Annotated in this window: 22 protein-coding genes; 14 read left to right on the forward strand and 8 right to left on the reverse strand. The window is 51.6% G+C overall.

Annotated elements, in window-relative coordinates:
• Positions 1-154: 154 nt before the first annotated feature.
• A complete protein-coding gene (locus tag LX66_RS11350) occupies positions 155-1,579 on the reverse strand; it encodes a S41 family peptidase (protein ID WP_145713251.1) in 1,425 nt (474 codons plus the stop codon).
• 397 nt (positions 1,580-1,976) lie between these two features.
• On the opposite strand from LX66_RS11350, the gene LX66_RS11355 reads away from it, so the two are divergent.
• The 10 genes from LX66_RS11355 (at position 1,977) to LX66_RS11400 (ending at position 14,272) form a co-directional block, all read left to right on the forward strand.
• Positions 1,977-4,322 (forward strand): SLBB domain-containing protein, encoded by a 2,346-nt coding sequence (locus LX66_RS11355; RefSeq protein WP_158642604.1) that lies wholly within the window; start codon positions 1,977-1,979, stop codon positions 4,320-4,322.
• Positions 4,323-4,328: 6 nt separating this feature from the next.
• Positions 4,329-5,423, forward strand: a complete 1,095-nt coding sequence (locus tag LX66_RS11360; protein ID WP_158642605.1) for a lipopolysaccharide biosynthesis protein — start codon at positions 4,329-4,331, stop codon at positions 5,421-5,423.
• A complete protein-coding gene (locus LX66_RS11365) occupies positions 5,413-6,651 on the forward strand; it encodes an oligosaccharide flippase family protein (protein WP_145713258.1) in 1,239 nt (412 codons plus the stop codon). The genes LX66_RS11360 and LX66_RS11365 overlap by 11 nt, the downstream gene beginning before the upstream one ends.
• 35 nt (positions 6,652-6,686) lie before the next feature.
• The gene (locus LX66_RS11370; RefSeq protein WP_158642606.1) at positions 6,687-7,679 is read left to right on the forward strand and encodes a polysaccharide pyruvyl transferase family protein; all 993 of its coding nucleotides are present in this window, start codon (positions 6,687-6,689) and stop codon (positions 7,677-7,679) included.
• Positions 7,680-7,695: 16 nt separating this feature from the next.
• Positions 7,696-8,715, forward strand: a complete 1,020-nt coding sequence (locus tag LX66_RS11375; protein WP_145713262.1) for a glycosyltransferase family 2 protein — start codon at positions 7,696-7,698, stop codon at positions 8,713-8,715.
• A gap of 1 nt (position 8,716) precedes the next feature.
• Positions 8,717-9,994: a hypothetical protein gene (locus LX66_RS11380; protein ID WP_145713264.1), complete on the forward strand. Its 1,278-nt coding sequence runs from the start codon at positions 8,717-8,719 to the stop codon at positions 9,992-9,994.
• Positions 9,973-11,208 (forward strand): glycosyltransferase, encoded by a 1,236-nt coding sequence (locus tag LX66_RS11385; RefSeq protein ID WP_145713266.1) that lies wholly within the window; start codon positions 9,973-9,975, stop codon positions 11,206-11,208. Before LX66_RS11380 ends, LX66_RS11385 begins: the two co-directional genes overlap by 22 nt.
• 44 nt (positions 11,209-11,252) lie before the next feature.
• The gene (locus LX66_RS11390) at positions 11,253-12,749 is read left to right on the forward strand and encodes a glycosyl hydrolase family 28-related protein (RefSeq protein WP_158642607.1); all 1,497 of its coding nucleotides are present in this window, start codon (positions 11,253-11,255) and stop codon (positions 12,747-12,749) included.
• A gap of 181 nt (positions 12,750-12,930) precedes the next feature.
• Positions 12,931-13,707: a glycosyltransferase family 2 protein gene (locus LX66_RS11395; protein WP_145713270.1), complete on the forward strand. Its 777-nt coding sequence runs from the start codon at positions 12,931-12,933 to the stop codon at positions 13,705-13,707.
• A gap of 136 nt (positions 13,708-13,843) precedes the next feature.
• The gene (locus tag LX66_RS11400; protein ID WP_145713273.1) at positions 13,844-14,272 is read left to right on the forward strand and encodes an SRPBCC family protein; all 429 of its coding nucleotides are present in this window, start codon (positions 13,844-13,846) and stop codon (positions 14,270-14,272) included.
• Between the two features lie 84 nt (positions 14,273-14,356).
• Here LX66_RS11400 and LX66_RS11405 read toward each other — a convergent pair whose 3' ends face one another.
• The 5 genes from LX66_RS11405 to LX66_RS11425 all read right to left on the reverse strand — a co-directional run bounded on the left by LX66_RS11405 (position 14,357) and on the right by LX66_RS11425 (position 21,894).
• Positions 14,357-15,334, reverse strand: coding sequence for a hypothetical protein (locus LX66_RS11405; RefSeq protein WP_145713274.1), 978 nt, complete (start codon positions 15,332-15,334; stop codon positions 14,357-14,359).
• Positions 15,335-15,414: 80 nt separating this feature from the next.
• Positions 15,415-15,987, reverse strand: coding sequence for a helix-turn-helix domain-containing protein (locus LX66_RS11410; protein ID WP_145713275.1), 573 nt, complete (start codon positions 15,985-15,987; stop codon positions 15,415-15,417).
• Positions 15,988-15,999: 12 nt separating this feature from the next.
• Entirely contained in the window at positions 16,000-18,357 is a 2,358-nt protein-coding gene (locus LX66_RS11415; RefSeq protein WP_145713277.1) for a phosphoketolase family protein, read from the reverse strand.
• Positions 18,358-18,362: 5 nt separating this feature from the next.
• A complete protein-coding gene (locus LX66_RS11420) occupies positions 18,363-19,559 on the reverse strand; it encodes an acetate/propionate family kinase (RefSeq protein WP_145713279.1) in 1,197 nt (398 codons plus the stop codon).
• A 127-nt stretch (positions 19,560-19,686) separates the two neighbouring features.
• Positions 19,687-21,894, reverse strand: a complete 2,208-nt coding sequence (locus LX66_RS11425; RefSeq protein WP_145713281.1) for an outer membrane protein assembly factor BamB family protein — start codon at positions 21,892-21,894, stop codon at positions 19,687-19,689.
• Positions 21,895-22,168: 274 nt separating this feature from the next.
• On the opposite strand from LX66_RS11425, the gene LX66_RS11430 reads away from it, so the two are divergent.
• The 4 genes from LX66_RS11430 (at position 22,169) to LX66_RS11445 (ending at position 25,758) form a co-directional block, all read left to right on the forward strand.
• A complete protein-coding gene (locus LX66_RS11430) occupies positions 22,169-23,017 on the forward strand; it encodes an AraC family transcriptional regulator (RefSeq protein WP_145713283.1) in 849 nt (282 codons plus the stop codon).
• 108 nt (positions 23,018-23,125) lie between these two features.
• Entirely contained in the window at positions 23,126-23,674 is a 549-nt protein-coding gene (locus LX66_RS11435) for a carboxymuconolactone decarboxylase family protein (protein WP_145713286.1), read from the forward strand.
• Between the two features lie 174 nt (positions 23,675-23,848).
• Positions 23,849-24,847: an alpha/beta hydrolase gene (locus LX66_RS11440; RefSeq protein WP_145713287.1), complete on the forward strand. Its 999-nt coding sequence runs from the start codon at positions 23,849-23,851 to the stop codon at positions 24,845-24,847.
• A gap of 35 nt (positions 24,848-24,882) precedes the next feature.
• Positions 24,883-25,758 carry a helix-turn-helix domain-containing protein gene (locus LX66_RS11445; protein ID WP_145713289.1) on the forward strand — a complete coding sequence of 292 codons (876 nt, stop codon included), beginning with the start codon at positions 24,883-24,885 and terminating at the stop codon, positions 25,756-25,758.
• Positions 25,759-25,772: 14 nt separating this feature from the next.
• Here the strand turns inward: LX66_RS11445 and LX66_RS11450 are convergent, their stop codons facing one another.
• Entirely contained in the window at positions 25,773-25,994 is a 222-nt protein-coding gene (locus tag LX66_RS11450; RefSeq protein WP_145713291.1) for a hypothetical protein, read from the reverse strand.
• A 150-nt stretch (positions 25,995-26,144) separates the two neighbouring features.
• On the reverse strand, positions 26,145-26,750 hold the full coding sequence (locus tag LX66_RS11455) for a methyltransferase domain-containing protein (RefSeq protein ID WP_145713294.1): 606 nt from the start codon (positions 26,748-26,750) through the stop codon (positions 26,145-26,147).
• Positions 26,751-26,783 lie beyond the last annotated feature (33 nt).

Here is a 26,783-nt window from a genome sequence, read left to right on the forward strand (position 1 = left end):
CCCAACCAAAAATATTATCATGCCAAACTTAATTGCGAAAACCCTGTTTCAAGTCTTAATCATTAAAAGGAGCAACAATTTCTTTTCCTGATTAGTTTAGATTTTATCTTCATCAAAAAAGTAGACAGGCTGTTTTTACAGCCTGTTTTTTTATTTACCGGGTCAAAGCGGAGGGTATGCGCACAATGCTCCCGGCTGCGGGCTGTTCACGGGAATCAAAGTATACCCTGGACGATGATATGATCTGCCCGGGAACCGTTTGCCGGCCATTGCCACTTAAAATGGAAATAGCTTTCGCCAGCAGCGGCTCGTTTTCATCACCAATAGGGGAAAGCGGCTGGTGGCTCAGTTCATTCACAACGTATTGCGGGGTAAGACCTTGTGTATAGCCGCCTGCTCCACTGGTGTTGGAAAGGTTATAGGTAATGGGCTGCAGTACCCAGGGGATACGCTTCGGGCTGCGCATATCCGAGATAATGACTGCTCCCTTGTCCTTACCATAAGTGCTTTGACCGATCTGTACTACCTCTGTAAAGGGCTTCAGGTTATTGATCACCAGTTCAGCCGCAGAAGCAGTCTGCGGGCCGGATAATATAAATACGCGCGGCAGGGAAAGCTGGCCGGGCTCCAGGGAGCTGAAGGAGATGGGTTCGCCGAATTCGGGAACAGACAGCGCCGATTTAAAAGTAATGTTCCTTTGCCCCAGGTTAGCATTACCACTATATTTTGCAAAGATGGTTTCCTCGTTGATGCCTGGTGCTATCAGCGCTGTTAGCATGGCAGCAGTGGCCACGCTGCCACCGGAATTATAGCGGAGGTCCAGCACCAGCTCGGTGACGCCCCATATCTTGAACTGCTTGAAGGCGCCTAGCAACTCCAGGCTGTATGCATCATGAAAAAGATTATAGAAGAGATATCCCACTGTTTTACCACCCACCTGCAGTGCCTTCAGCTCATGAATGGGATACTGGATCTGGGTTTTTTCATTCAGCGAAATGGCATTGCCTTCTGTAATGGTATCGCCGTTCACGGCAGCAGGTGTAAGGGAGCCCGTGCCGGCTGCCAGCCATGCAGCACTGAGTGCAGCGGCATTGGTACCGTTTAGGGGAGTACCGTTAATACGTGTAAAATAATCGCCCCGCTTTAAACCCTGCTGCTGGGCAGGAGAGCCGGGCAGTACGTAAGTTATTACGCCAATAGCTCCGGTGGCTGCATCAGGCCAGTCAATAACGGAAAAATCAATCCCGAACGTGTACAGCATGGTTTTAGGATAGGTAGACAGATCCTCAGGATCATAGATGACTGAAAAACGGTCCGATGTATACTTCAGGCTGTTAAAAAAAGCAACCGTAGGCTGAGTGTCTGCTTTTGCAGGCAGGTACTGGTTCCAGAGGTAAAAGTAACGCATGCTATCCAGTATCCAGTTATTGATCTCCTGCTGGGTCACCGGCCCGGTAGGCGGCGCCACACCGTTATCTTTCCGGCAGGCGGCAGTCAGTATGATACACAAAAAGACGGGCAACATTTTGCGCAGCAAATGGTTATAGGAAGGCCACGCTTTTGAAGGGTTATAGGACATAGAGCTTTGGTAATTTGTAAGGCTAAATATCGGGAATGAATGTTACTTCAAAGTTACCTATCCGGGACGTTATCATAATGTTACCTTAATGTTATGAAATGTGGACCCTGTCCGGTTGTAGCGCTAAATATGCTAATTTTAACAGCTTTATGATCGATCTGTCCCTCCCTGTCAGATCTCCAGGAAATGACCCTGTGGCTATGATAAATATGAATCCACAAAAGTACAGCGCTATAATTCAATGTTTAGAAAACTCTTATTGTTACAACTATGTTTGTTAACGGTTTTTTGTGCGCTCACTTTTGCACAAGTACCGTCAGCAACACCTGAAAACCTGTTAAAACAAACCAAAGTAGATGACTGGTCCGATGCCCAGGTACGGCAGTTAGTGACAGCCATGAAGCAACAAGGTATTCCCTTTGAGCAGGTGAATGAATATGCCGCGGCAAACGGTATGTCCGATAAAGAAGCGGCCAAACTGGCAAAGCGCATACAACAATTGGGACTGGACAGGGAGCTGCAGGAAAAGAAAACCGCTAAGAACGCCAATGACGAAAGCTACGAGCATGAATATGCGGATCGAAAGGATAGTACGGACTACTGGGACCGGCAATTGCAGGAGCTGAAAAACAAAGAGGAGTATGAACGGGCGTTGCGCCGCAGGAAGATCTTTGGTACAGAGCTGTTCAGTAATGACAACTTTACGTTTGAGCCCGACCTGCGTATGCCGCCCCCGCCTGACTACCGCATATCGCCGGATGATGAGCTGATCATAGACGTATATGGTTATACAGATGTCCAGCATCAGCTAAAAGTGACCCCCGAAGGTTATGTGCGTATCCCTTACCTGGGGCCGGTGTATGTAAATGGTCTCACCATGGAGGAAGCCCGTATCCGCATTACGGAACGGCTGTCCACCATGCACGGGAGCATAAAGAGCGGTACTTCCCTTGTACAGGTATCCATGGGTAAGATACGCAGCATCCGTGTGCTGCTGATCGGCGAGGTAGCGCGCCCCGGTTCCTATACGCTGCCAGGCCTGGCCACCGTGGTCAATGCCCTGTACGTCTCCGGCGGTCCCGGTGAACATGGATCTTTCCGCGATATACAGGTGATACGCAAAGGGGAAGCAGTGGCCACCTTCGATCTTTATGATTTCCTGGTCCGCGGTAGCCTGGCCGGCAATATCGTATTAAAGGACCAGGATATTGTAAAGGTAAATGCCTGCCGGTACCGCGTGGAGATGATCGGGGAAGTAAGACGCCCGGCCATCTTTGAGGCAAAAGAAAATGAAACGTTACAGCAACTGCTGGAGTATGCCGGCGGGTTTACTGAAAAGGCCTACCGGAAAGTGGTCCGGGCAAACAGGGCAAACGATGAGCAGCGCGAGCTGGTAAACATTCCGGCCAGCCAGGTAGATAGTTTCCTGGTAAGGGCCGGCGACCGGTTCTTTGTGGATTCTATCCTGGACCGTTATACCAACCGCGTTACCATTACGGGAGCCGTATTTCACCCCGGGGACTATGCGTTGGAAGAAGGCATGACAGCCGCAGACCTGATCCGCAGGGCGGCCGGTCTAAAAGAAGAGGCGGCCATGGCCCGTGGCGTGATCCGCCGCCTCCAGGCAAACTATACGCCGGCCATCATTGATTTTAGCGTGGAGGATGTCATGAGTGGCCGTCAAAGCCTGCCCCTGCAGCGGGAAGACAGTGTGGTCATCTATTCCGGGATAGCGCTGCGGGAGCCTTACCTGGTGGACATAAAAGGCGAAGTGAATGCTCCCGGCCAGTATATGTATGCAGACAGTATGCAACTGGAAGACCTGATACTGATAGCCGGGGGATTAAGTGATGCAGCCTCCCTGAAGCGCGTGGAGATAGCCCGGCGTATACGGCATACCAATGGCGATACCGCAGATACCCGCATGGCCATTATCCGTCAGTTCGATATCAATGCAGACCTTAGCCATACGCCCGGCGCCGCCGCTTTTGTATTGCAGCCTTTCGATGAAATAACGGTGCGGAAAGCGCCCGGTTATACAAAACAGGCTTATGTAGCAATAGACGGCGAAGTGATGTATCCCGGCAGTTATGCCATTAACAGCAAAGGAGAACGGATATCGGATGTATTGCGCAGGGCAGGCGGTTTACGGCCGGAAGCCTACCCGGAAGGCGCGCTGCTGATGCGGAAAACATTTATAAATGAATCCGATAGCGCCTTCCTGACCAACAGGCTGGAGCTGTTCTACAATAAGCTGCAGGACAGTACAGATATCACGCGCCTGATGAATGCCATGAAGCGGAAGGAACAGTTGCTGGGTATCAACCTGAACGAGATCATCAGGAATCCCGGCGCCGGGTACGACCTGCTGCTGGAAGAAGGGGATATGCTGAAGGTCCCCAAGAAACTGCAGACCGTGCAGGTTTTTGGAGAGATCTATTTCCCCAAGAAAGTGCAGTTTACAAAGAACATGCGTTTCAGGGATTATATCTCCGGTGCAGGTGGGTTTACCAGCCAGGCCTTAAAAAGACGAAGCTACATCGTATACGCCAATGGGGAGGTAAGGAATACAAAAAAGGTCTTCTTCTTTAACAGTTACCCGAAAGTAAAACCGGGCGCAGAAATATATGTGCCTGCCAAAAAAGATCACAGGGGGCTGAGCGGACAGGAAGCCATCGGTATCGCCAGCGGGCTGGCCTCCGTGGCGTTGATCATCGTAACATTGCTGGACAGAATTCAATGACAACATATGACTATAAAGTCTTTTCCATACAAGATGATAGTACAGCAGAAAGAAGAAATGTCGCTCCGGGAGCTGGTATTGAAAATACAGCGGTGCTGCAGGTATGTATTAGGCAAATGGATGATCATTGGTATTTGCGGGGTAGCCGGTGCGGCAGCAGGGACTATGCTTGCATTGCTGGATGAGAAAAAATTTGCCGGGGAATTGACGTTCGTGCTGGAAGAAAGCCGGTCAAGCCCGCTGAGCGCCTATGCAGGGGTAGCCAGCCAACTCGGGGTGGACCTGAACACAGGTTCATCAAACGGTGTGTTTGAAGGGGATAACATCATGAAATTTCTGAGCTCCAGGCTGATGGTGGAAAGAACATTGCTTTTTCCCGTGATCACAGGAAAGGACAAGAAGACCCTGGCGGACCTGTATATGGAATTTAGCGGGCTGCAGGAAAAATGGAGCCGGCATAAGCGGCTGCAGGGAATAAATTTTCCCGCGGGGTATAAACGGGCAAAGTTCAGCTTGTTGCAGGACAGCATACTGAATGTTTTACAGGAGCGCATCGTGGAGAATAACCTGGAAGTCAGCAAGCCGGATAAGAAATTAAACTTCATATCCGTAAAGTGTATTTCGCGCAACGAGCTGTTTTCCAAAGTATTTACGGAGCAGTTGGTAAAGGAAGCCACGGATTTTTATATCGAAACAAAGACCATGCGCAACAAGGCTAATACGGAAAGGCTACAAGGCCAGGCAGATTCCCTGAAAACGGTGTTGAGCAAAAAGGTATATACGGCTGCCAGTGTACAGGACCTGTATTTTAACCCGGCAAAGCAGGTGGCAGGTATCAGGGCGGAAGAGGAGCTGCGCGATAAGTTGATCCTCCAGACCATGTACGCGGAAGTGGTAAAGAACCTGGAAATAAGCAAGATGGCAATGGCACAGGAAACGCCCGTTATACAAATAGTGGATACGCCCATTTTGCCTTTAAAGATCAAAAAACTGGGAATCCTGAAGGGGATATTCCTGGGCGGGATACTGGGAGGGCTGCTTGCCGGCGCCTTTTTCCTGGTGAAATATACTTACCGGCGCATTTTAAGAGATGAAGTATAAAAAGCTATTGCAGAACTTCAGTTACTTAGGCTTATTACAGGGGGTTAACATGATAGCCCCACTGCTGACCTACCCCTACCTGATCCGTATATTACAAGAGGAAGTATATGGACTGGTGATTTTTGTCAGTACCATTGTTTCCTATTTCTCCATTTTGATCAATTTTGGATTCCAGATATCAGCTACCAGAAAGATTGCACAAAACCGGCACAGAAAGGAGAAACTGGATGAAGTAGTGGCATCGGTAATAATGGGGAAAATGCTGCTTTTGCTGGTGTCTTTATTGTTATTCGCTGTTATAGTATTCACAGTGCCCTGGTTTTCCAGCCATATGCTACTATGCTTTTTAAGCATCATGGCCTGTTTGAATGACGTATTGCTTCCTTCGTGGTTCTTCCAGGGAGTGGAGGATATGAAATATGTGACAGTAGTAAATGTGTTGGGGCGTATTGTTTCTATTTTTTTCATTTTTTTTCTGATACATAACAGCAGTGATTACCTGTTGGTGCCTGTCATCAATTTCGCAGGAGGCATCGTGGGGGCATTTTTTGGCATTTATGTTATGTATGCAAGATATAATGTACGGTTTAAACCGCAGCCGTTTTACCGGGTGTTGTTTTATTTGCGTGAAAGCTTGCCCATATTTGCCAATTTTGTGACAGCAGTTATAAAAGACAGAACCAATATTATTTTCATTGGGTTCTTTCTGGGGAATAAGAGTGTAGCCTATTATGATCTGGCCAGTAAAATAGTGACGGTGTCGCTGGGGATTTTTTACAATATATCAGCGGCGGTCTTTCCCAATGTTGCACAGTCAAAGGATACAGCCTTATTTAAGAAGGTAATAAAGTTTGTATTCCTGTCCAGCATCATGGTTTATATATTCTTTTATTTCTTTAGTTACGATATAGTGCTACTGTTTGGCGGTGAACGGATGCTGCCTGCGGCGCCTGTGTTACAGATATTAAGCATAATGGTGATCTTATCCTCCTTAAGCTCACTGGTGGGTATGCCTTTGCTGATTAACGGAAGGTATAAGGACTTTTATAAGTCTTCTCTCCGCACCACTGTATTTTATCTGTTTACTGTGCTTTTGTTATACTTGTTCAATATGATAAGCATCATCAACATAGCTATTATGCTGGTGATAACAATAGTGTTCGAGATCATCAGCCGTTATCGGTTTTGTTCCAGGGCAGGTTACAGGTACTGGATATATGCAGGGTGACTCACCTGTTTATGAACTCATTTAATCAAACAGCCATGATAGCAACAGGTTTTGTGAACCAGGCGCAGATCGCAGCATTAAAGGATAAAATAAAGGATACTTTATCTCCTCTTGTTGAAGGCGATTATGTATTGCTGGATGTGCCCAATCACAGGAATATAGGGGATAACATGATCTGGAAAGGAGAGCTGGAATTCCTTTCGGGTCTGCCGTATAAGCATTTGTATACGGCTAACATGCATACCTGCCGGTTCAACAGGATACCTACTGCTGCCGTCATATTGATACATGGCGGCGGTAATTTCGGGGATATATACCCGGAAAGCCAGCAGTTCAAGCTATCCCTTATTGAGCGGTTCCCGGACAATAAGATCATTATATTCCCCCAGACAGCTTACTATAAGGAGCCCCGGCGGTTAAAACGCGAGGCGCGTGTGATCAATGCTCATAAAGACCTTCACCTCTGTTTGCGGGATCATGTTTCGTATGAAATGATCAGTCGGTACGTAGATAAGGAGAAGCTGCTGTTGCTGCCGGACATGGCTTTTTGCCTGGACCTCAGCGCGCATCATACGGTTGCAGCAACCGGGCGGGTCCTGATCTTGAAAAGAACGGACCATGAGCTGAGCGATGATTTTAACCTGGCTGATCTTATGACTGACTGCGGGGAAAAAGCCGTAGAGATAAGGGACTGGCCCTCCTATGGCAATACACAGGCACATACCCGGTGGATCACCCGGTTTGACAGTATAGAAAGGCGGTTGAGCGAAGTGATGGTACGCTTGCCGGGATTACAGGCGCTGGTAGACCCCGCCTTTGGGCTACGCTCCCCGAAGAATATGGATAAGTATGTGCAACAAGGGATCGGCTTTATCAACAGGTACGACAAAGTGGTTACCACCCGCCTGCATGGTTTTATACTGGCCGCCCTACTGAACAAAAAGGTCAGGATACTGGATAATTCCTACGGAAAGAACATCAATTTTTATAATACCTGGTTGAGCACATTCAGGCATGTAGAGATATGATTTTCAATGATAACCTATGAGCCGTCACCCGCTTGTTTCAGTCATTATTCCCTGTTATAACGGCGCCTCCTATATCCGGCAGGCGCTGGAGTCCATCAGTGCGCAAACCTATCAGCAACTGGAAATACTGGTGCTGGATGACGGTTCTACCGATGGCAGTTATTCTGTCATTACCGAATGCTCCCGCCAGGATGACCGCATAAAGGTGATCCGGCATGAGCGGAACGAAAAGCTGATCGCAACACTGAATAAAGGCATTGAGCTGGCACAGGGCAAATATATAGCGCGTATGGATGCAGATGACATCGCCCTGCCGGACAGGATAGAAAAACAGGTGACATTTATGGAGGCCCACCCGGAGGCAGGCATATGCGGAACCTTCATGGCGGTGTTTGATGAACAGGGACGGCGACGAAAGAGCAGGCTGCCGGTAACCCCCGGCAGGATAAAGGCATATTTGTTTACGGCATGCGCATTCTTTCATCCCACGGTTATGATACGCCGGGAAATATTATGCCGGTGGGAGCTGAGATACGAACAGCAGTATTACCGGGCAGAGGATCATGCTTTGTGGCTGCATGTAACAGAACGTGCGGAGGGGGCTAATTTACCCGTGGTGTTACTGAAATACCGCCTGCTCGCCGACAGTGAAACAAGGCAGGCAGAGAGGGACCGGGAAGCGCGCAGAAAAGTGCTGATGCAGATCCACCAGTTGGCTTTGTCAAAGATCGGGATAGCGCTTTCGCCGGAAGAGCAGTTGCTGTATTCCTGCAGCATGGTGAGGATGGACATTGAGTTGGCGAAGCACAAGCCGGTCCGCGAGCTGATAGGTCTGTATAAAAAGATACTAACGGCTGCCAGTCGGAGCGGGTACGTAAATGTGAAATACCTGGGGCAGTACCTGGCAGTGCGGTTCATAGCATTTTTATATTATTCAGGGCAGTTCAGGAAGCCAAGGCATTTACTGGATGCCCTGCGAAGCGATTATTTCTACACGGGTGTTTATTTATTCATCAGGGAAAAACGAGCTTATTAAGATGGGGTTCTTCAGGTTATTGCTGGCTTTTCTCATTATATTCAACTTTCCCGTTCCTGTTGCGTACAATTCGGCAGCGGCAGCATTTTTGCTGGCTACAACCTACTATGTGATCAATGACAGGAACCCGCTGCCGTATTTTAGGCTCACTTACATCTTATATATCCTGGCCGGTCTCGTCTTTATAACACTTGCTTCGGCGATTCCTGCTGTTCTGCATTTTACCTTTGATTTCAGTATCCTGAAGGCTTTTGCGCTGCAACTATTCCTCATGTTGGTATTGGTGTATTGCATGCCTGTACTGCTCGGTGACCCATGGGAAAATGCAGGCGCCGGTTTTGATACGGCTGCTACCCTGCTGGTGTCCGTTTTTACGGTACAATCCGTCATACAGGTACTGGCGTTTATTTTTCCGCCAGTTGCAGATATGGTCCATTTCTTCCAGAAAGAATCTGTGGCCGGCAAAGACTATGGAGGAATAAGGGCGCTGGCCCTTAGCGGTAATCCCTTTTTTGACCTGTCGGCCGCCTATGCCGTCTGCTATATCGTGTTTGTGAAACTTGCGGTCAACCGGGCGCGAATGGCCATACAGGTAACCGATGTTATTTTTTTCTTATTACTGATCGTGGGAACCTTTTTTGCGGGAAGAACCGGGTTCATTGGCCTGGGAATTGCGTTGCTTACAATGGCAGTGTATGCAAGAGGTACGCCTTTCAAGGTCTTTTCTTTTTTAAAGGTGTTTTTCGTGTGCCTGGTACTGGTATGGACGCTGCCCTGGTTGCTGCCTGCCGATACCCGGGACTTGCTGTTTGACAAGTTGTTGCCTTTCGCATTTGAATTCTTGTATAGCTACCTGGAGCAGGGAAGCGTTGCAACGGCATCTACAGACGTGCTTTCCACTATGTATTTCCCCATTGGTATTAATACTTTTCTTTTTGGGGACGGCAGGTACCTGATGGCAGATGGCAGCTATTACCTGTATACGGACGCCGGCTACATGCGGCATATCCTGTATTATGGCATCTTTGGCCAGTTGCTGCTGGTGGGGTACCAACTCCTGTTCTTTCTGAAGCCGTTGCTGATCAGCCTTGGAGGGGGATTTGAAAAAAGGCCCCGTAATGATCTTTTTTTCTGGATGGTATTGCTGGCCGTGTTGTTTGTGCTACACTACAAAGGTGAGGTAGTAGGCTTTATGCCGGTCATAGCATTAATGTTGCTGTTGCTGGGAACTGGTTATGTAAAGGATAAATATGAAGCATGGTCAATATTTTACACATAGGTGAATTCGCCGGCGGAGGGGGAGACGGTACCGTGTTCCGGAATACGGTGCAGGCCCTGGAGCAGGCGCCTTTCCGCGGGCGTTGCAGGAATTATGTGGCCTGCCGGAAAACGGAGGGGCTCGCGGTTAAGGTGGATCTTGATATGGGATTCCCCGGCCCAGTGGCATTTTTATCGCATATTTATTCCCGGGGTAACTTCAGGAAGCTTAAAAAGTTTTTGTTGGAGATCCAACCGGATATTATTCATCTCCAGCACTATTCCAATTTATCGCCGGCGGTACTGCATGCTTTATATAGCTATAAGAAAAGGCGCCCCGAAGTACGTGTTGTGCAAACTACGCACACGTTTGAACGGGTATGCGCCAACTTTGCCGGATATGATTTCAGAAAGCGGAAACGCTGTATGGATTGTGCCAGGGATAAATACAAATACAGGATCTTCTACCGCTTATGCAGCCGGGGTGGAGCCGTGCATTCCTGGGGGAAAGGCCTGACCGCGCTGATTGCTGATTTTTTTTATAACAAGGGGTTGGTGGACAGCATTATAGCTCCTTCAGCATTTTTAAGGCATGCATTGGAACGAAGCGTCAATAACCGCACGCCTCTGCAAACTATCAGCAACCCCATCTCCGACGCATTTTTAAACAGGACGGCGCCTGCTGCGGATAAGCGGGATCTGTTGGTAGCTTTTGGGAGGCTTTCCGGGGAGAAGAATTACGCCTTGTTAATAGAAGCGCTGGCCCGGTATAAGCAGCAATACTATCACAGGCGCCCGATCCGGGTTAAAATAATAGGTGAGGGGGCTGAGAAGCCCAGGTTAGTATCCATGGTGAAAGAGAAGGGACTGGAATTTGTGCAGTTTCTGCCATTCCTTCCGCAGGAGGAGCTGGCAGAGGAAATAAAAGCCGCCCGGGTAGCTGTCTTGCCTTCAAAGTGCTTTGAGACGTTTGCCCTGTTTGTTATAGAAGCGCTCATGATGGATATCCTACCGTTGGTGGCAGGCCATGGGGGAATGCTGGAAACGGTGGAGCGTTTTGGATGTGGCGCTACCTTTGCAAGCGATGATGTGCACAGCCTTACAGAGCGCCTGTTTCATTGTTTTGAAAATTATGAAGCATTAACCAGCGGATTGGTGGCGGCCAAGGAGAAGATAAAGGCATCGCTTGGCAGGGACCTGTATGCCGGGAAGTTGTGGGAAGTGTACCGTGGCTGAAGCCAGGTTAGTTTATGCATAACCCCCTAAAATGTAATCATATCATGGAAAACAAATTCATTAAGACATTACTGACAGCTTGTTGTATGCTGGTCAGCTATGGCCTGGTAGCAACCTGTTACATGGCAAAGCAGGATGAGCAGGTGTTGAATGTCACCAGTTTCGGCGCCATACGGAATGACGATACGGATGACAGGGCCGCTATCCAGGCATGCATTGATAAAGCGGCAGATGCTAAAAGGGTCTGCTATATACCCGCTGGCAGGTACATCATTAACGGAGACCTGTGGCTGCCGTCCGGCGTTACCATGAAGGGTGACGGGGGAAAGAGCGTGCTGGATTTTAAAAAGGGCGCGTTGAGAATATTAAAGAACAAGTTAAAGGAGTTTAGCTATACCAATAACTACAATAACGAGATAGTACCGGGTGAGCAACTGGCCGCGCTCCGTGCCGGCGCTAACAGCGGCGCTACCTCTCTCCGGTTGGAAAATGCGGGAAGTATCGCTGTAGGAGATTTGATTTACATATATAATAATAAGCGGGATAGCTGGACGGTACTGGAAGACAAAAGCAAAACCGCATTATGGAATAGTCCCGGTACGGAAATGGCCAGGAAGGAGCTTTTTATAGTAAAGGGGAAACAGGGGAATACGCTGGTGCTGGACCAGCCTTTGAAATTCTCCTATAAGCAGGGCGCCACTGTAGGGAGGCATGTAGGAGCGCAGCAGGTAACGGTCACCGACCTGGCGATCAGCAATTATGCCGCGCCCTATGCGGTGATGTTGGAGCAACCCAGGCAGGTAATTCTTAAAAACCTGCATATGGATGCAAACGGGGGCATATTGTTATCGCATATGGCATATAAGTGCCAGGTACTCAATTGTAATATAAACGTTACAAAGAACCGGGCCATACTGGTGGAGAACTTTTCTGCAGGGAACCTGGTCAGTAATAATACCGTTAACTATACAACCGGTGGCGATGCCGCTATCATGGCATTAATGTGCTCCTATGATAATACTATTACTGAGAACAAAGTAACAGGCCATGGAACCAGGGGTACCGATGAAGGCGGAATATTTATCCATGCTTTATGCTATGGCAATAAAGTATATAACAATACTATAACCGGAACAGCAGAAGGGGTGGGCGCTTACTATGGAGCCATGGATAATGAGTTCTATAATAACAGCATAAAAGGGGTGAGGGTAGGGATCATTTCCTATTATGCAAGGAATAACGACTTCTATAAAAATGATATTGTTATTCAAACCCTGAGAGCCGGCAATACTGTGGGCGCATTGATATTTTGCTCTGACGGGATCACTCTTACCGGCAATACGATCAGCGGTAATATTCTCTTTGGCGTGCAACTGCAGGCCAGCAATGCCTGCAGGGTAGCTGGCAACAATATTCAGGGCATATCACCGGAAAAGTATTCTTTCGGGATAAAGGTGATACCCGGTAAAAATAAAGGTGCTGAAAATCAACTTGGAAATAACCGGATCAACAAGGTTAAAACCCCGGTAGCTACCCAGTAACGGTGCTGCATATACCTGTTTTGATAACCCGGTAAACCCCCTGTATTAACAAATTGTAAACTCCGGTATTTACATTGGTATCTGCTGCATCCCCAAACGTACTCTTTTTATTACAAACATGATAAGGCAGACCGGTAGCCAACCTTCGGATACGGGAAAGAATTACTATCCAAAATATTAATTGGGTTTCAATACAATGTCAGCACCGTTAGTATCTATTATTACGCCGGCTTACAATGTTGAGAAGTATATTGACGCAACTATCACCTCAGTCATTAAGCAGACCTATGAAAACTGGGAGCTGATAGTAGTAGATGATCATTCTGGGGATGATACGTTTAGTATTGTAAGCAGCTATGCACAGCAGGACAAAAGAATAAGAATTGTAAAAACGCCGGAGAATGGTGGCGCTGCCGCTGCCCGCAACTTTGGTATCGAACTGGCCAGGGGAGCTTACATAGCATTCCTGGACAGCGATGACCTCTGGATGCCGGACAAGCTGGAAATACAGATCCGCCAGATGAGGGCAAAAAATGCCTTGTTCTCTTTTACAGGCTACCAGGTAATCAATGAGTGCAGCAAATACATTAAAACGATCCATGTGCCGAAGAAATTTGGTTACAGGAAGTTGCTGCAGGGGTCCTATATTGGTTGTTTAACCGTTATTTACAGCGCTGAAAAGCTTGGTAAGATGTTTTTCCCGGTTTATGATGGCCCGGAGGATTATATATTGTGGCTAAGAATATCCAAAATGATCAGGGCACAACAGATAATAGGTATTAATATGCCCCTTGCCATGTACAGAAAGAGGAACGGCAGTATATCTTCCGATAAAATAAAGGCGGCTGTATTCCAATGGCAGGTGTACAGGAAAGTAGAACAACTGAACATAATGGATTCGCTCGCCTATTTCCTTTCCTATGCAGTTAAAGGGGTTATCAAGCACTACCTGGCGTAGCATATCAGCCCGATTCCCCTCATGTCATATTCCGCCTCTTCAATGTCGTATTTACCCCCGGCGGGTTATATTTAACGTTTGTATGTTTGCATTACAAAATCAACGAACAATTGCTAAAAACAAAAACACAACGTATATGCAGACCTCCAACAAAACCACTGTAACTGTAGAAGCTACTGTTAATGCCCCGGTAAGCAAAGTATGGGAATTCTGGGGCGGCCCCGCCCATATTATGCAATGGTGCGCCGCTTCCGAAGACTGGCATGCTCCCCGTGCAGAGAATGATCTGCGTGAAGGCGGCAAGTTCTCCACCCACATGGCCGCGAAAGACGGCAGCTTCAGCTTCGACTTTGGCGGGGAATATACCGAGGTGATCAACAATGAAAAGATCGCATACACCATGAGCGATGGCCGCCAGGTAGAGGTTATTTTCACCGCCCAGGGAGATACCACCAAGGTGGTGGAAACTTTTGACCCGGAAGATACCAACCCCATAGAAATGCAAAGGGACGGCTGGCAGGCTATCCTGGACAACTTTAAAAAGTACGCGGAAACGAATAAATAGTGACCGCACTCACCGGAAAACAAATTCGCCCCGCATTATTCCGGGGCGAATTTGTTTTGTGGCGGAGACCTGCGCATTCCCGGGTTAAGGGAATGCAATTCCCATTTTCCGGCGCCGGGTATCCAGCACCAGCACGCTGTGCAGGAACAGTTTATTGCCGGTCATACCGCCGATGCCCAGTTTCATCATCTGCTCTACCTGCGTATGGTGCATGCCGGTCATATAGGTCACCTGCCGGATGGGCAGCTTTTGAGAAGCGATCGTGATACTGTCGCCTGTCGGCAACGTGTGTGCGGTTATCATTTTGCCCCAGGAATTGACCTGGTATTGCTGCGAAGTGCCACCGGGTGTGGCCAGCAGCCGGCAGGTAGCTTCATTACTGATCAGTTCATAGGCGCTGGAGCCGGTGTCAAAATAAAGCAGCGTCTTTTTATCACGGATCCGGGCCGGCAATAATATCCTCCGGCCGGAAAATATAAAGTCAGACAAGGTGATCCTTGCACGGATGCCGGCAGGCATACTGTCGCCTATGCACAATGTCATTTGAGGATAATCGATCACGACCACTTTATTTTCAACCAGGTCCGCACCTATGGTGCCGATGATGCGGCAGCCATAGCGATCTTCTGCCGGAAGACCGCTTTGCCGTACAGGCATCTCTGTTACCCGTACAGGCATGCTACCCGTTGTAAAACAGCCATCCGGCAATATGGCAGCGCTATCTTTCAATTGCACTGCCAGCGGGTACGCCAACTGTATTTCCTTCAGCGGCTGGCTGTAAAACATGGAATAAGTGGCGCCCAGGTCAAACTGCATATAAAACTGCTCCGGGCAATGCGGGAACTTAACAGGCAGTAACAATGCCGCATGCGGCTCCCAACGGGCAAGTACGGAATCGCCATACCATTGCAGGGGAACAGTGTGAATCCCCGACGGCAGTATCAGCCTGCCGGCTGGCGGGGTCGCCTCTGCCTGCGCCCTGCAGGGAGGCGTATAAAAAAAGAAAATGACAATGATGCCTGTCAGCACAGGCCGGGAAAGGTAAAAAAGGGAGTGTATCATATGCGCTGGTTTTAAGCGGCCTAAAGGTAGGCTGCTTCCCCAGCGCCCGGCGCCGACATTCGCCCGACATTTCCCCGACGTTACGGCTTTAGCCGCGCCAGCCCGGACAGGATGATAACGGCATTAACAAGGTACATCGCAAACAGGGGCCACAGGTAATGAATAAAATAACGATTGTCCCAGTAGGCGGACTGGAAAAAATTGACGGCAAGCGTCAGCAATAACAACAGGTGAAGGGCAATTACCCAGTACAACTGCCCCCGGATGATCTTACGGGCGGCCCGGGCAACCGCAGGGCTTTGCGCTTTTTGTTTTCTTAAGAGCCAGGCAGGAACCAGGAAGTGAACATATGGCACCACGAGATAGCTGAAGCAGGAAAGGTAGAGCAATTGCAGGAAATGCCCGTTACCGTCTTCCCCTGTTGTTGTTGCAGGGGCGCTGAAAGCTTCAAAAGGCATGTGCAGGGCCGTTGCAAGGGCTTTGAGGGTAAAGGCGCGCGGCATGGTTTCCCCGCTTTCGATCCTTTGAATGGTGCGGACCGTAACATGGCTTAAGGCGGCCAGTTCCTCCTGCGTGAGCCCCTGTTTTTTGCGGGCGTCAACAATTTTCTGGTGCAGCTTCATTTTGGGAGCGTTATGCTCAAAAATAAACATTCTCCTGCCTTTTTACTCCCATTTCCAGTTCTTCACCTCCGGCATGTCCTCCAGGTGCTCCCGGATGTATGCCGGGTGCTTTTCCAGTTGTGCGCGGAAATACTGTATGGCGGGCGTGGCTTGCTCCTGCATGCGTTCCACCCGGCGGATGGCTTCCAGCGCCAGTTGGTAACGGCTGATGTTGTTGAGCACCACCATGTCAAACGGTGTGGTGGTAGTGCCTTCCTCCATAAAGCCGCGCACATGAAAACGTTCCGGTTCCGGACGGCCGTGCACCAGGTCGTGAATAATGCGCACATACCCGTGGAAGGCAAAGATCACCGGCGCATCATCTGTAAATAATGCGCTGAAAAGTTCGCGCTCCAGGCCATGGGGATGGTATTCCTTTGGTGAAAGCGACATCAGGTCCACCACGTTTACCAGCCTTACCTTCAGCTCCGGCAAATGTTTGCGCAGGAGCCAGGCGGCGGCTACCGCTTCCTGGGTAGGCACATCGCCGGCGCAGCCCAGCACCACGTCCGGCGCCCGGCCGTCATCGTTGCAGGCCCATTGCCATACGGAGGCGCCCTGTTCGCAATGCGCGGCCGCTGCTTCCACATCCAGCCACTGCAGCTCCGGCTGTTTGCCGGCCACTACCAGGTTCACATAGTTCCTGCTGCGCAGGCAATGGTCCATAACGGATAGCAGGCAGTTGGCATCCGGTGGCAGGTAAATGCGCACCACGGAGCTTTTTTTATTGACCACCGTATCAATAAAGCCGGGCCCCTGGTGACTGTAGCCGTTATGATCCTGCCGCCAGCTATGGGAGGTGAGCAGGTAGTTCAGCGAGGCCAGGGGGTGCCGCCAGGGCAGTTCCCGGATGGTCTTCAGCCATTTGGCGTGCTGGTTGAACATGGAGTCAATGATCGTAATAAAAGCTTCATAGCAGGGAAACAGGCCATGCCGGCCGGTTAGCAGGTAGCCTTCCAGCCATCCCTGGCACAGGTGCTCACTCAGCACTTCCATCACCCGGCCATCCGGCGAGAGGTGATCATCCGTTCCCAAGATGGGCTCCATAAAACAGCGGCTGGTGGCCTCAAAAACGGCCTGCAGGCGGTTGGAATGCGTTTCGTCCGGGCAGAAGAGGCGGAAATTCTGCTGCGCCTCGTTCAGCGTAAATACATCCCGCAGGTATTTTCCCAACTGCACGGTGCTTTCTGCGGTGGTCACGCCGGGCGCTTCCACCGGTATCGCGTATTCCCGGAAATCGGGCAGTTGCAGCGGCTGATACAAGCCGCCGCCGTTGGCATGCGGGTTGGCGCCCATGCGCTTGTTCCCCTTTGGTGGCAGCGCTGCCAGGGCGGGCCGCAGGCGGCCGTTACCGTCAAATAGTTTTTCAGGCTGGTAGCTGCGCAGCCATTGTTCCAGCAGCGCCAATTGCGCAGGATCTTTCTTTACGTCCATCAGCGGCACCTGGTGGGAGCGGAAGCTGCCTTCAACGGGTTTGCCATTCCATTCCTCCGGTCCGGTCCACCCTTTGGGGGTGCGCAGGATGATGAGCGGCCAGCGCGGTGCCGGCGTTTTCACGGCGGCATTCCGGGCAATGGCCTGTATGTTCCTGATCTGCACATAGGCTTTGTCCAGCGTATCCGCCATGGCGGGGTGCATGACCATAGGATCATCACCGCTCACAAAAAAAACATCATACCCATACCCGTGAAACAGGGAGTTGAGCGCCGCATCTGTCATACGTCCCATCACGGTAGGGCCGGCAATCTTGTACCCGTTCAGGTGCAGTATGGGCAGCACTGCACCGTCCCGCGCGGGGTTCAGGAATTTGATGGATTGCCAGCTCCCGGCCAGGGGGCCGGTTTCCGCTTCCCCGTCGCCTACCACGCAGGCCGCCACCAGGTCCGGGTTATCGAAGACGGCGCCGAAGCCATGCACCAGCGCATACCCCAGTTCGCCTCCTTCGTGGATGGAGCCCGGCGTGTGCGGGCTTACATGGCTGGGAATGCCGCCCGGTGAGGAGAACTGCCGGAAGAACAGGCGCATGCCTTCCTCATCCCGGGTAACGGAAGGATAGGTTTCCGTGTAGGTGCCTTCCAGGTAAGTATTAGCCAGGAAGGCCGGCGCGCCATGGCCTGGTCCGCAGATGTATAAAATGCTGGCGTCCGTGTCGCGTATCAGCCGGTTTAAATGCATATAGATGAAGTTGAGCCCCGGCGAGGTGCCCCAGTGCCCCAGCAGGCGGGGCTTGATATGCTCCGGCCGCAGCGGCGTTTTCAGCAGGGGATTGTCCTGCAGGTAGATCTGTGCCGCCGCCAGGTAATTGGTGGCCTGCCAGTATTGATGCAAATGTTGCAGTTGTTCCCGGGATAGTATAGCCATAAAAGTTATTTTAAATGTTCCTGCAGCCAGCGCTGCGTGTGCTGTGCTATCTGCAGCTCTTCATTGGTGGGAATGACCCAAATGGTGACCGGGCTTCCTTCGGAGGATATGACCGCGGCCTGCGCTTCATTACGCCCGGTATCCAGGTGCATGCCCAGGAAGGCCAGCCCTTCGCAGATACGGTGGCGGATGGCCGGCGCATGTTCCCCGATGCCACCGGTAAATATGAACGTATCCAGCCCGCCCAGCGCGGCGGCCAGCGCCCCTGCGAATTTTTTTGCCTGGTAGCAGAAGAGCGTTACCGCTTCTGCCGCCTGGGTATCTGATGGCGCCGCCGCCAGCAGCTTCTGTATGTCCGACTCGCTGCCGGATACCGCTTTCAGCCCGGCCTGCTTGTTCAGCAGTTCATTCAGCACAGCGGCGTCCAGTTTTTTTTCCTTGAGGAGATACAGGATCACGCCGGGGTCCATGTCGCCGGGGCGGGTGCTCATCACCAGGCCGCCGGCCGGCGTTAATCCCATGGTGGTATCTATGCTCATGCCTTTGTACACGGCTGCCATGCTGGCCCCGTTGCCCAGGTGGGCCATAATGATGCGTCCCTCTGCCTGTTCCGGCGCTACCTGCCGCAACTGCTGCAGGACGTATTCATAGGATAATCCATGAAAACCGTAACGCAGCAATCCCAGGTCCCATAATCCCCGCGGCAGCGCGTAATGGCGCGCGGGGAAAGGCATGTGCCGGTGAAAGGCGGTGTCAAAACAGGCGACCTGCACCGCTTCGGGGTACACTTTGGCAAAGGCGCGGATAGCGGCCAGCTCTGCGGGCAGGTGGGCCGGGGCCAGCGAGCTAAGCGTTTCCAGCGATGCCAGCAGTTCGTCGGTCACAATTTCCGGTCCTATGTGCCGGGTACCGCCCTGCACTACCCGGTGGCCAATGGCCTGCACCATGTACTGGCTGAAATGTTCCCGTAGCAGGTGGATCAACTGGCTGACGGCTGCATCCATATCAGCGGCCGTTTGCTCACTTTCATGCAGCGTTTGCCCGGCGGCATCCGCTACCTGTATGCTTCCTCCTTCAAGGCCGATGTCCCTGATCTGCCCGGTCAGTAGGCTTTCCGGCGGCGCAGCACGGCTGAACAGCCCGAACTTCAGGCTGGAAGAGCCGCAGTTAACAGTCAATATAACAGGTGTTGCTTTTTCCATGGCCCAAAAGATAAAAGGGGCCAAAAAATATGCCTTTGCCGGTGGCGGGATATGGGGCATATGTAGGGCGGGTAAAGCGCAATATTGTCTACACCGGGCTACATTTTGGTGATGAAATGCAGCAACGCTACCTGCCCTCCGGCAGCGCAAACGCTACATAACTATCCCCCGACCGGCTCCCGATCTTGCCGCCTCCGCAGGCGATCACTACGTACTGCCGGCCACGGACCATATAGGTAGCCGGGGTGGCATAGCCGGCGGCGGGCAGGGGCGCTTCCCATAGCACCTGCCCGGTGTGCTTGTCAAAAGCTCTTATTTTCCCGTCTTTGGTGGCGGCAATAAATACCAGCCCGCCTTTGGTCACCAGCGGCCCGCCATAGTTTTCCGTACCGGTAACGGGAATGCCTTTGGCCGACAGTTCAGGGTATTCTCCCAAAGGCACTTTCCATAAAAGCCGGCCGCTGTTCAGGTCTACGGCGTTCAGCGTGCCCCAGGGTGGTTTGATGCCGGGGTAGCCGTCTTTGTCCAGGAAGCGGTTGTAGCCCGTCATGGTATAGGGCACCTGGTCCAGTATGCCGGGTTGTATGCCGTCTGCGATGGCGGATGCCGGCTCTTTGGGAAGCAGCTTTGCAACCGGCTCTTTTTCTTCCACCTGCATCAGGAAGGCCAGCAGCGCCTGTTGCTCGTCCGCAGGCATTTGCGTAAAGGCCGGCATCATGTTCCTGCCATGCTCAATAATGTCCTGCACTTCTTCGGACTTGTATTTTTTGTGCATATCCACCAGGGAAGGGTAGGAGCTGCCGTTGCCCTTTAGCTCCGGCCCGTGGCAGGCCATGCAGTATTTGCCATACACGGTTTTACCCATGCCTTTGAGGCTGAGGTCCTGCCCGTTCTTTTTGGGCACATCTACCATGGTGAGTGACCAGGGCAGCTCGCTGCTGTTCACATACAGGATGCCGCTTTCCGGGTCTACCGCAGCGCCGCCCCATTCGCCGCCGCCGTCAAAGCCCGGGAAGATCCATACTCCTGCCTTGCTGGGCGGCGTGAACATGGCATTGTACTTTACCTGGCGGAACTTTTCCACCAGGGCCGCCTGCTTTTCCGGGGTAATGCCCCATACATCGGCGGAGTCAAAGTGTTGCCGGGCAAAAGGCTCCGGCAGCTCCGGGATGGGCTGGGTAGGCCAGGGGGCTTCCCCCGGCAGGTCGGAGGGCGGTACAGCCACTTCATGGATGGGAAAAACAGGCTGCCCGTTGCTGCGGTCAAAAACAAAAATGTAACCGTGTTTGGTGATCTGCGCTACGGCGTCGATGGTTTTGCCGTTGCGGTGAAGGGTCACCAGGTTGGGATTGGCCGCCAGGTCGCGGTCCCACAGGTCGTGGTGCACAAACTGGTAATGCCAGATATATTTGCCCGTGGCTGCATCCAGCGCGATCAGCGAGTTGCCGAACAGGTTCTGTCCCTTGCGGATACCCCCATAAAAATCACCGCCTATGGAGCCGGTAGGCACGTACAGGATACCCCGTTCTTCATCCAGCGACATACCGGCCCAGCTATTGGCGCCGCCAAATTTCTTCCAGGCATCCTTATCCTCCCAGGTATCATATCCTTTTTCTCCCGGGTGCGGGATGGTGTGGAATATCCATGCCCGCCTGCCGCTGCGCACATCAAAAGCGCGGATATGGCCCGGCGCGGCATCGGCGGTTTCGGCCACCCGCATGCCCATAATGAGCAGGTCCTTGTAAATGATGCCCGGCGTAGTGGCGGCAATGAACGTATTATAGCTGCCGGCCGGCCGGTCCAGGTCTTCGGAGAGGTCGATGTACCCGCCCTTGCCAAAAGTGCTGACAGGCCGGCCATCCTTTGCGTGGATGGCATACACCCTGGCGCCTGCGCCATATAGTATTCTTTGATCAGCGCCATCTTCGCTTTGCCAGTACATCACCCCACGGCTTACTTTAAAGAAAGCATAGGGATCATTTTCAGCGCTGCTATCTACCGCGGCGGGATCAAACAACCACTTCAGGGCGCCGGTGGCGGCGTTGAGGGCAAAAAGCTTCAGCCGGGGCGTGGTGCCGTACAGCACACTGTCTATCATAACCGGGTTGCACTGGTTCTGTGAATGATTGTCCGGGTCTTTATCCTGCGAGCTGTAAGTCCAGGCTACCTGCAGTTGCGACACATTACCGGCATTGATCTGGGTATGGGAAGAGTAGCGGCTGCCGTCCTTCGTGCCCGCATAGGAGGGCCAGCCGCTGTAACGAGACGGGGCGGCATGACGGCAGGCGGTGATGTGCAGCGATAACAGGCAAACAGCGGCGAACAGTTGTTTCATACGTGGTACAGCTTTAACGAAATAAATTTAATCATATATGCCATAGGTTTATATGGAAAAAGTCCCGCGCTTATCGCCGGGACTTTCCTTTGGGGTTACGGGGCAAATTTAAGTATGAGTATTCCTGTCTGGTTGAACCGCTTATGAACAGGGTAAAATTAGCCGCTGCCGGCGCGCCGGTCAATTGACGGATAATCGCATTTGTTGTATATTTTATAGATAAATGGAAATGCGTGGATAAAACCCGAATTTTGCACTGGCTTAAACTGAACAGATGAAACTTTTTTTCAGGGACCCTGCCACGGGCGGGGAACTGTTGCTGATAGAACAGGAAACAGATTTTGACCGGCGTTTTTTTACCCGCGACCAGCAGCGCCCCTACCTTACTATTGCCTGGAACACCGGTCCTGCGCAAAAGGTGATCATCGATGAAGTAACGTACGAGTTCCCGGCAGGCACCATCCTGCCGCTGCTGATCAACCAGTCCTTCCGCTTTGAGAATGCCGCCGCCATCACGGCCTGGCAGTTCAACCGTGATTTTTACTGCATCATCGACAATGACAAGGAAGTGAGCTGCATCGGCTTTATCTTCTCATCCGGCGTGATGTTCATTGACCTGGATGAAAAGGAGCGGCAAAAGCTGCAGGCGCTCCTGGAAGTATTCAGGGACGAGCTGGAAGATGATGATGACATACAGGCTTCCATGCTGCGCGCCCTGCTGGTAAGGCTGATCATCAAGATCACGCGGCTGGGCAAAAAGCAGCACCTGCACGAGCAAAGCCTCAATGGCAGCAAGCTGGATATTATCCGGCACTTTAACCTGTTGGTGGAAGATCATTATAAAAAGCACCACCAGGTACAGTTCTACGCCAACCAGTTGAACAAATCCCCCAAAACATTATCCAACCTGTTTGCCCTGTACAACCACCAGTCTCCCCTGCAGGTAATACAGGACCGGCTGATACTGGAAGCCAAGCGCCTCTTTCACTACACAGACAAATCGGCCAAGGAAATAGCGCAGGAGCTGGGCTTTGAGGATGCCGCCCATTTCAGCCGTTTCTTTAAGAACCAGGCAGGCGTCAGCCCCTCCGAGTTCAAAAAATCACTGCAAACAAGGGCTTAGGGAAAAAACGACAACTCTTCGGGAAGAGTATCCATTTTATAAGGGTGCGGATCGTTGCAATTTTACATCGTCAATAACGACAACGAAAAAAATTAAAACGATAGCAAAATGAAAACATTCAACGTTCCCACCAGAGAAACCGTATCTCCCGCCAACCAGGCCCTGTTTGACAAACTGAACAAAGCCCTGGGCAAAGTGCCCAACCTGTACGCCACCATGGCCCTTTCTGAAAACGCCCTGGGCACCTACCTCACCCTGCAGGGCAGCAAAAGCTCCCTGAAGGCAAAAGAAAAAGAAGTGATCAACCTCGTAGTAAGCCAGGTGAATGAATGTGCCTACTGTTTGAGCGCACACACCGCCATTGCCAAGCTGAACGGCTTTACCGACGAGCAGATACTGGAGATCCGTAGCGGCGCCGCTGCCTTTGACAGCAAGCTGAATGCCCTGGCCGCCCTCACAAAGAGCTTCGTAGAGCACAAAGGCAAGCCTGATGCCGCCCTGGTAGACGATTTCTTTGCTGCCGGCTACAACAACGAAAACCTGGTAGACGCCATCGTGGTGATCGGCGACAAGATCATCACCAACTACCTGCACGGTGTAACCCAGGTACCGGTAGACTTCCCGCAGGCGCCCGCGCTGGAAACCGCCAACGCTTAACGAGTCAATATATATCAGGGAGGGGCGTTTTGTGATACGGCGCCTCTCCTTACCCCCTCCCCCGATAAATTATACAATGGAAACCAGCATATCGACATTGATCTGTATGGTATTATACAACACCTTTACACTTGTATCCTGAACAACAACCATCACTATTAAAATATTGAAACCATGAGCACCACCATCACTTTACCGGCAACCGCCCCTTATTACGCAGAAGACCCGCACCTGGACAGCGGCACCAAAGCCTTCCTGAAAGTATTGAACGCCGGTGGTACGCCCGTTGAAAGCCTGTCAAAAGAAGATGCCCGCAATGTGCTGGTCAATGCACAGGCGTCCGTAGACGTAGACCTGTCCGGCATCGAGGAATCTGAAAAAACGATTACCAGCGACGGGTATACCGTTAAGCTCAACATCGTGAAGCCCAGGGGCGCTACCGGCACGCTGCCTGTTTTTATATTCATCCATGGCGGCGGCTGGATACTGGGCGACTATCCCACCCACAAGCGCATGGTGCGCGACCTGGTAGTGCTGTCCGGCGCAGCAGGCGTATTCGTAAACTATACCCCTTCCCCGGAAGCACAGTATCCCCAGGCCATTAACGAGATCTATGCCGCTACCAAATGGGTGGCCGCCAACGGCAATGAAATTGGCGTGGATGGCACAAGGCTGGCCATTGTAGGTAACAGCGTAGGCGGCAACATGAGCACCGTTACCGCCCTGATGGCGAAAGAGAAAGGCGGCCCGGATATCAAGCTCCAGGTGTTGATGTGGCCTGTAACAGATTATTATAGCCCGGATTCCGTGTCCTACCAACTGTATGGCGAAGACCGCTTCCTCACCACTTCCCTGATGAAATGGATGTTTGACCAGTATACCACCGATCCTGCCGAACGTAAGGAAGTATACCACTCCCCGCTGCAGGCATCTGTAGAACAACTGAAAGGACTGCCCCCGGCCCTGATACAGGTGGCGGAAAACGATATCCTGCGCGATGAGGGAGAAGCCTATGGCCGCAAGCTGGACGAAGCCGGCGTGAAAGTGACCACCGTGCGTTACAACGGCATGATACACGATTTCGGCCTGCTGAACGCCCTGGCAGAGCTGCCTGCTGTCCGCTCCCTGTTTGAGCATGCCGCCGCGGAGCTGAAGAAATACCTGCAGGCGTAACCGGGTTGCCTTTGGTGAAACGTAGAACGACAGCCATGCATAATGATACATTAGATATAAAGACCATTGACACTTTGCGGGATATTCCCGGCCTGATGGCCGTGAACGATCGCGCTCCCAACCGCCGGGAGTGCTACAAGGTGTTAATGGTCACCAAAGGCATCGGCGTATTCACCCTGGGGCTGAACACCTATTATATAGCAGCACCCACGATATTGTTCATCCACCCCAACGATATTATTTCCTGGAAGAGCCTGTCCGATGTAGCCGGCGGGTATTACTGCCTGATTAAAAAACCGGTCCTGCATGACCACCCGCAGCTAAAGGCCACTATCGACAAGTATGGGCTGTTTTCGGAAAAGGAAAAGAGCGTGATCCGCCTGGGTGAGGCGGATATACCGGTTTTAAGCGAGCTGTTTGTGCGCATGCAGGAAGAAGAGCTGTCCGGTCATGCACTGCGCGACGACGCCATACAGGCTTACCTGCAATTGCTGATGGTGCACAGCGCCCGGGTGGCCCGCTTCCCGGAGCCGGACGCCGTATCCGGCGAGTTCAGGCATGTACACAATTTTTTCCAGCTACTGGAAGCGGAAACCATGCATATCAATTATACCTCTCCCATACGGATCAAAACCGCCAAGGAATTTGCGGCCTCCCTTTCCCTGCACCCCAACCACCTGAATGCCCTGTTGAAGAAGCATACGGGGCAGAATGTAAGCACCCACATCCGCAACCGCCTGCTGGAGGCCAGTAAAATACTATTGCTGCAAACCCGGTGGAGCCTGCAGGATATTGCTTACAGCATAGGTTTTTCAGAGCAGCCTAATTTTAATCTTTTCTTTAAGAAGAATACAGGGGTTACGCCGGCGGAATTCAGGAGAAGGAAGCGGGATGTAGGAGGTAGGAGGTAGGCTTACTTCCTACTTCAGAACAGGTATTGCGCGAGGATGCCCACCAGGTCGTCCTGGCTGAACCGGTCGGTGATCTCCTGGCTGTTTTCCTGGCGCCCGTCATGCTGCTCCACCAGCCGGGAAGCCGCCTGCTGCTCCGTAAGACTGCGCCACCATGGCGGCGTTGCCGTCTCCTCCCGCTCCAGGCACCAGCAGTTCCCCGTTCCCCGTTTATATATCTGCATATTCGTTGTCATCGCGCTTTGTTTTTCTCTCCATACAAAGTAACAACGGGGTAGTGACAGCATTATGTCAGCAGGAAATTCTCTAAATAAAATATCCTCAAAAGCGGCATCGGTTGCTATCCATCTGTCCTCTAACCTCCTGGTTTAAAGGGCTGACAGGGCTTATTCCTCCTTGATCCAGCAACGCAGTAGCAGGCTCATGGTATTATATACCATGCGGTAGCCGGGCGGTATTTCATCCAGCAGGCTGTGAAAGGTGACCAGTCGCGTGCCGGCGGGCTTGGTTTCCAATGCGCGGTATACATAGCCGGCGTACTGGTTGTACAGTCCTTCGGAATAATCCAGCCGGTTGTCTATCCGGTCGGACTCCTCGACAAGGTTCTCGAAGAAGGCGTTATAAAAATAGAAATGATCATAGGCGGCCAGGTCCAGGTCGGTAACGTTGGCATGAATAAAAGTAACATTGTCCCGGCCGGTGAACTGCCTTACCGCTTCGGCCTGCCGCACCAGCTCCGGCCGCTGTTCTACCCCATAGAAGTGCCGGTCCCGGAAATAATGCCCGCCTACCAGGCAGAACTTGCCCACCCCGCTGCCAATGTCCAGGATCTTGTTGCCAGCCGGTGCGGACGACAGGAAGTGCGCTGCCTTACGGGCCACGCCCAGGGGGGTCCAATGGCGTTTGGACAGCCGCCGGAAACGGTCCGGGTACAGGGAGTCAAATCCTTCGTTGGTCGAAAAATAAAGCGCCTGGTGAATAAGATCGTCCATGAGATAGTTTTTCCGCTACAAAGGTACTTTTAA

This window comes from Chitinophaga japonensis (assembly GCF_007830125.1).
GTDB classification, from domain to species: domain Bacteria; phylum Bacteroidota; class Bacteroidia; order Chitinophagales; family Chitinophagaceae; genus Chitinophaga; species Chitinophaga japonensis.

Excerpts from the sequence above, each read along its gene's own strand:
- LX66_RS11445 (WP_145713289.1), top strand. The coding sequence starts at position 24,883 with ATGCATAATGATACATTAGATATAAAGACCATTGACACTTTGCGGGAT.
- LX66_RS11380 (WP_145713264.1), top strand. The coding sequence starts at position 8,717 with ATGGGGTTCTTCAGGTTATTGCTGGCTTTTCTCATTATATTCAACTTT.
- LX66_RS11365 (WP_145713258.1), top strand. The coding sequence starts at position 5,413 with ATGAAGTATAAAAAGCTATTGCAGAACTTCAGTTACTTAGGCTTATTA.
- LX66_RS11385 (WP_145713266.1), top strand. The coding sequence starts at position 9,973 with ATGGTCAATATTTTACACATAGGTGAATTCGCCGGCGGAGGGGGAGAC.
- LX66_RS11450 (WP_145713291.1), bottom strand. The coding sequence starts at position 25,994 with ATGACAACGAATATGCAGATATATAAACGGGGAACGGGGAACTGCTGG.
- LX66_RS11420 (WP_145713279.1), bottom strand. The coding sequence starts at position 19,559 with ATGGAAAAAGCAACACCTGTTATATTGACTGTTAACTGCGGCTCTTCC.
- LX66_RS11400 (WP_145713273.1), top strand. The coding sequence starts at position 13,844 with ATGCAGACCTCCAACAAAACCACTGTAACTGTAGAAGCTACTGTTAAT.
- LX66_RS11370 (WP_158642606.1), top strand. The coding sequence starts at position 6,687 with ATGATAGCAACAGGTTTTGTGAACCAGGCGCAGATCGCAGCATTAAAG.
- LX66_RS11455 (WP_145713294.1), bottom strand. The coding sequence starts at position 26,750 with ATGGACGATCTTATTCACCAGGCGCTTTATTTTTCGACCAACGAAGGA.
- LX66_RS11425 (WP_145713281.1), bottom strand. The coding sequence starts at position 21,894 with ATGAAACAACTGTTCGCCGCTGTTTGCCTGTTATCGCTGCACATCACC.
- LX66_RS11415 (WP_145713277.1), bottom strand. The coding sequence starts at position 18,357 with ATGGCTATACTATCCCGGGAACAACTGCAACATTTGCATCAATACTGG.
- LX66_RS11405 (WP_145713274.1), bottom strand. The coding sequence starts at position 15,334 with ATGATACACTCCCTTTTTTACCTTTCCCGGCCTGTGCTGACAGGCATC.
- LX66_RS11360 (WP_158642605.1), top strand. The coding sequence starts at position 4,329 with ATGACTATAAAGTCTTTTCCATACAAGATGATAGTACAGCAGAAAGAA.
- LX66_RS11355 (WP_158642604.1), top strand. The coding sequence starts at position 1,977 with ATGAAGCAACAAGGTATTCCCTTTGAGCAGGTGAATGAATATGCCGCG.
- LX66_RS11440 (WP_145713287.1), top strand. The coding sequence starts at position 23,849 with ATGAGCACCACCATCACTTTACCGGCAACCGCCCCTTATTACGCAGAA.
- LX66_RS11410 (WP_145713275.1), bottom strand. The coding sequence starts at position 15,987 with ATGTTTATTTTTGAGCATAACGCTCCCAAAATGAAGCTGCACCAGAAA.
- LX66_RS11430 (WP_145713283.1), top strand. The coding sequence starts at position 22,169 with ATGAAACTTTTTTTCAGGGACCCTGCCACGGGCGGGGAACTGTTGCTG.
- LX66_RS11390 (WP_158642607.1), top strand. The coding sequence starts at position 11,253 with ATGGAAAACAAATTCATTAAGACATTACTGACAGCTTGTTGTATGCTG.
- LX66_RS11375 (WP_145713262.1), top strand. The coding sequence starts at position 7,696 with ATGAGCCGTCACCCGCTTGTTTCAGTCATTATTCCCTGTTATAACGGC.
- LX66_RS11435 (WP_145713286.1), top strand. The coding sequence starts at position 23,126 with ATGAAAACATTCAACGTTCCCACCAGAGAAACCGTATCTCCCGCCAAC.
- LX66_RS11350 (WP_145713251.1), bottom strand. The coding sequence starts at position 1,579 with ATGTCCTATAACCCTTCAAAAGCGTGGCCTTCCTATAACCATTTGCTG.